This is a genomic window from Nocardia sp. NPDC004722, assembly GCF_053601505.1.
Genome location: NZ_JBSGBY010000720.1, coordinates 1 through 3,894, shown reverse-complemented (window position 1 = coordinate 3,894; position 3,894 = coordinate 1). Strand labels below are relative to the sequence as shown.

Here is a 3,894-nt window from a genome sequence, read left to right as displayed (position 1 = left end):
CACATCGGGGTGATCGCCGAGCTGCAGGAACGTGGGTACGAGGTCGTCGGGGTGGCCGGATCGTCGATGGGATCGCTGGTCGGCGGGTTGTTCGCGGCGGGACGGCTGGACGAGTTCACCTCCTGGGCAACGGCTCTGGGCCAGTTCGAGGTGGCGCGACTGCTGGATCCGGCCTTCAGCGAGCCGGGGGTGATCCGGGCCGGGAAGGTCCTCGACCGGATTCGGGAGATGCTCGGTGAACTGCGCATCGAAGACCTCGCGATCCCGTACGTCGCGGTGGCCACGGACCTGACCACCGGGCGCTCGACCTGGTTCCGGACCGGGGGACTGGACGCCGCGATCCGCGCCTCCATCTCGATACCCGGATTCATCACCCCGGTGCTGGTCGACGGCCATGTGCTCGTCGACGGCGGAGTCCTCGACCCGGTGCCGGTGGTGGCGACCATGGCGCTCGGCCCCGCGGATCTGACCATCGGCGTGGACCTCTCGGGCCCGCCCGATCCGGCCTACGACCGCGCGCTGCCGCGCCCGAACTGGTTCACGCAATGGTGGCGCGGCCTGGGCGTGGGCCGCACGGCCGCCGAGGCCCCGGCCGAACCGCCGCCGCCGTTGAGCAGCGTCCGGGCCACGGATGTGGCGCAGCGGGCCATCGATCTCATGCTCGCCCAGATCACTCGCCAGCATTTGGCCGCGCACCCGCCGGACCTGCTGATCTCGGTGCCGCAGAACATCTGCGGCACCATGGATTTCCATCGGGCCGCCACGATCATCGAGCAGGGCCGGGCGCTGGCGGCCGCCGCGCTGGACACGTTGCCCGAGGGCGTGGTGCCGCCGGTCGGGTAGGTCGCCCACCGTGCGGATTGCCCGGATGTCGCCGGGTACGATCGCCGCATGAAGTTCGAGAATGTCACCGTCACCAAGCGCGCCAATGTCTACTTCGACGGCAAGTGCGTCAGCCACAATATCGAGCTGGCCGATGGCACCAGCAAGTCCGTCGGTGTCATCCTCCCCGCCACCCTGACCTTCAACACGGGCGCGCCGGAGATCATGGAACTGCTCGAGGGCTCCTGCAACGTCACCCTCGCCGGCGAGACCGAGGCCACCGCGTACAAGGGCGGCGAGACCTTCTCCGTGCCCGGCGACTCCAGCTTCGTCATCGAGGTCCTCGAGCCCGTCCACTACGTCTGTCACTTCGGCTGAGTTCACCTCCTGCGGCCCGGTCCTCGCGAATGAGGCCGGGCCACAGTCGTTTCTGCCGTGCGCGTGGTAGGCATGAGACATGACGACGCTGGGTGCGGTGTTCCGGCCGCAGAATCCACCGGAGCGGCTGCGGGACGTGGTGCGAGTGGCCGACGAGTCGGGGCTCGACGAATTGTGGCTGTGGGAGGACTGTTTCCTCGAGGGCGGGATATCCACGGCCGCAGCGGCATTGGCGTGGAGCGAGCGGGTGCGGATCGGGGTCGGAGTGCTGCCGGTGCCGTTGCGGAACGTCGCGATCACGGCGATGGAGATCGCCACGCTGGAGCGGATGTTCCCCGGGCGCGGGATCTGGGGTGTCGGGCACGGGGTGCAGGACTGGATGGGGCAGGTGGGGGCGCGGGTCGCCTCGCCGGTGACCTTGCTGCGCGAATACCTCGACGCCTTGCGCGGACTGCTCGACGGGCAGCGGATCACGGTGAAGGGCCGCTACGTTCAGCTCGATGACGTGGCCCTGGACTGGCCGCCGGTCTCGGCCCCGCCGATCCTGGCCGCGGCGAAGGGGCCGAAAACCCTTGGGCTGGTGGCGGAGTCGGCCGACGGGGTGGTACTCGACAACTCCGCGTCGGCCGAGCGCATTCGGGCGGCCGTCGATCTGGTGCGGACCACGCGCCCCGAATCGCCGGGTGCGCAGCCCTATCCGATCGTCGTCTACCTGCTCGCGGCCACCGGCCCGGATGCCGCCGACCGGGTGGCGGCCGAGTTGCGCGCCAAGGAACGCGACGCCATCCCGGACCTGGGCGTCGCCGGGGACGCCGACACCATCGCGGCCACGGTGCGGCGCTGGGTCGAGGCGGGGGCCACCAGCGTGGTGCTGCAACCCACCGCCGACGAACCGGACCCGGTCGGCTTCGTGCGCTTCGTCGCCGAGCGGATCCGACCGCTGGTGCCCTGATCGGTCGAAAAGCGGCCCGCCTCAGCGCAGGTCGCGGAAGAACTCCCGGATTTCCGAGACCAGCAGGACGGGTTCCTCGAGGGCCGCGAAGTGGCCGCCGCGGTCCACGTCCACCCAGCGGGTGATGGTGTTGGACTGCTCGCAGTAGCGGCGGATGCACACGTCGTGGGCGAGGACCAGGACACCGGTCGGCACACCGGAATTCGCGCCGGGCGCGATCCAATCACCGGGATTCACGTAGCCGACATAGGCCGCGGAACCCGCCGTGCCGGTGAGCCAGTACAGCATCACCGTGGTCAGCAGCCGATCCCGGTCGATGATCTTGTCGGGAACCACGCCACGCGGGTGGGTCCACTCGCGGAACTTGTCCATGATCCAGGCCAGCTGGCCCACCGGTGAATCCGTGAGCCCGTAGGCCAGCGCCTGCGGCCGGGTGGACTGAATCGCGATGTAGCCCATCTCCTCCCGCATGAACGCCTGCATGCGGCGGATACGGTCCTGTTCGATCTCGGTCAGTTCGGCGAGGTCGTTCACGGCGTCCGGCGGCGGCAGGTTGGGGCCGCCGTTGAGGTGCACGCCGATCACCCGGTCCGGTGCGTGCCGGGCCACCTCCGGGCTCACCGCGCCGCCGATGTCGCCGCCCTGCACGCCGTAGCGCTCGTACCCGAGGCGGTGCATGAGTTCGGCCCACACGCGGCCGATACGCGCTCTGCTCCAACCGGTGTCGCTGACCGGTCCGGAGAATCCGAAGCCGGGCAGCGACGGGATGATCAGGTGGAAGGCGTCGGCCGGATCGCCGCCGTGCGCGCCGGGATCGGTGAGCGGGCCGATGATGTCGAGGAAGTCGGCGATCGAGCCGGGCCAGCCGTGGGTCAGCAGCAGCGGCACCGCGTCCGGTTCGGCCGAGCGGATGTGCAGGAAGTGGATGCGCTGCCCTTCGATCTCGGTGACGAACTGCGGGTAGCGGTTGAGCTGAGCCTCGGCCGCACGCCAGTCATAGCCGGTGCGCCAGTGCTCGACGAGTTCGCGCAGCCAGTGCACGGGCACGCCGGTGTCCCAGTCGTCGCCGGGCAGCGGGGCGGGCAGGCGGGCATTGTCGAGGCGCGACCGCAGGTCATCGAGCTGTTGTTGCGGGATGTCGATCCGGAAGGGAGTGATGGTGTCGCTCATGAGAACAACGCTAGAAGCCGGTTAGGACAGTTTCCGCCCTAGGTTTCGGGCAGAATCGACTCATGTTGGAAGCCTCCGCCCGCCTGCTGCGGCTGCTGTCGCTGCTGCAGACGCCGCGCGAGTGGAGCGGCGCGGAACTCGCGGCGCAGCTCGAGGTCGATGTGCGCACCGTGCGCCGCGATATCGAAAAGCTGCGCGGGCTGGGCTATCCCGTGCACGCGGTGGCCGGGACCGCCGGGTATCGGCTGGGCGCGGGCGCGCAACTGCCGCCGCTGCTGCTCGACGACGAGGAGGCCGTCGCGGTGGCCATGGGTCTGCGCACCGCGGCTGGCGGCACCATCGCCGGGATCGAGGAGAGTTCGCTGCGGGCGCTGGCCAAACTCGAGCAGGTGCTGCCGTCGCGGTTGCGGCATCGCGTGAGCGCCCTGCAAGAGGCGACTGTGGCGGTCCCCGCAGGCGGGCCGCGCGTGGATCCGGACACGCTCACCGCCATCGCCGCGGCCATCCGCGACCGCGAGCGGCTGCGCTTCGACTACCGCAACCACGAGGGCGAACCCTCCCGTCGCACCAGC

General features: G+C 70.1%; 5 protein-coding genes. 4 read left to right on the top strand and 1 reads right to left on the bottom strand.

What is annotated here, in order from left to right:
* The 3 genes from ACWELQ_RS40565 to ACWELQ_RS40555 form a co-directional block, all read left to right on the top strand.
* The coding region (locus ACWELQ_RS40565; protein WP_452402302.1) for a patatin-like phospholipase family protein at positions 1–843 on the top strand (843 nt) is incomplete at its 5' end.
* Positions 844–891: 48 nt separating this feature from the next.
* Entirely contained in the window at positions 892–1,200 is a 309-nt protein-coding gene (gene ppnP / locus ACWELQ_RS40560; protein ID WP_452402301.1) for a pyrimidine/purine nucleoside phosphorylase, read from the top strand.
* Positions 1,201–1,279: 79 nt separating this feature from the next.
* A complete protein-coding gene (locus tag ACWELQ_RS40555; RefSeq protein WP_452402300.1) occupies positions 1,280–2,152 on the top strand; it encodes an LLM class flavin-dependent oxidoreductase in 873 nt (290 codons plus the stop codon).
* Between the two features lie 21 nt (positions 2,153–2,173).
* On the opposite strand, the gene ACWELQ_RS40550 is transcribed toward ACWELQ_RS40555, so the two are convergent.
* On the bottom strand, positions 2,174–3,322 hold the full coding sequence (locus ACWELQ_RS40550; RefSeq protein WP_452402299.1) for an epoxide hydrolase family protein: 1,149 nt from the start codon (positions 3,320–3,322) through the stop codon (positions 2,174–2,176).
* Between the two features lie 62 nt (positions 3,323–3,384).
* On the opposite strand from ACWELQ_RS40550, the gene ACWELQ_RS40545 reads away from it, so the two are divergent.
* On the top strand, positions 3,385–3,894 hold a 510-nt coding region (locus ACWELQ_RS40545), incomplete at its 3' end, for a helix-turn-helix transcriptional regulator (RefSeq protein ID WP_452402298.1).

Bases quoted from the DNA above. Each gene is read 5' to 3' on its own strand.
- ppnP (WP_452402301.1), top strand. From the start codon at position 892: ATGAAGTTCGAGAATGTCACCGTCACCAAGCGCGCCAATGTCTACTTC.
- ACWELQ_RS40550 (WP_452402299.1), bottom strand. From the start codon at position 3,322: ATGAGCGACACCATCACTCCCTTCCGGATCGACATCCCGCAACAACAG.
- ACWELQ_RS40555 (WP_452402300.1), top strand. From the start codon at position 1,280: ATGACGACGCTGGGTGCGGTGTTCCGGCCGCAGAATCCACCGGAGCGG.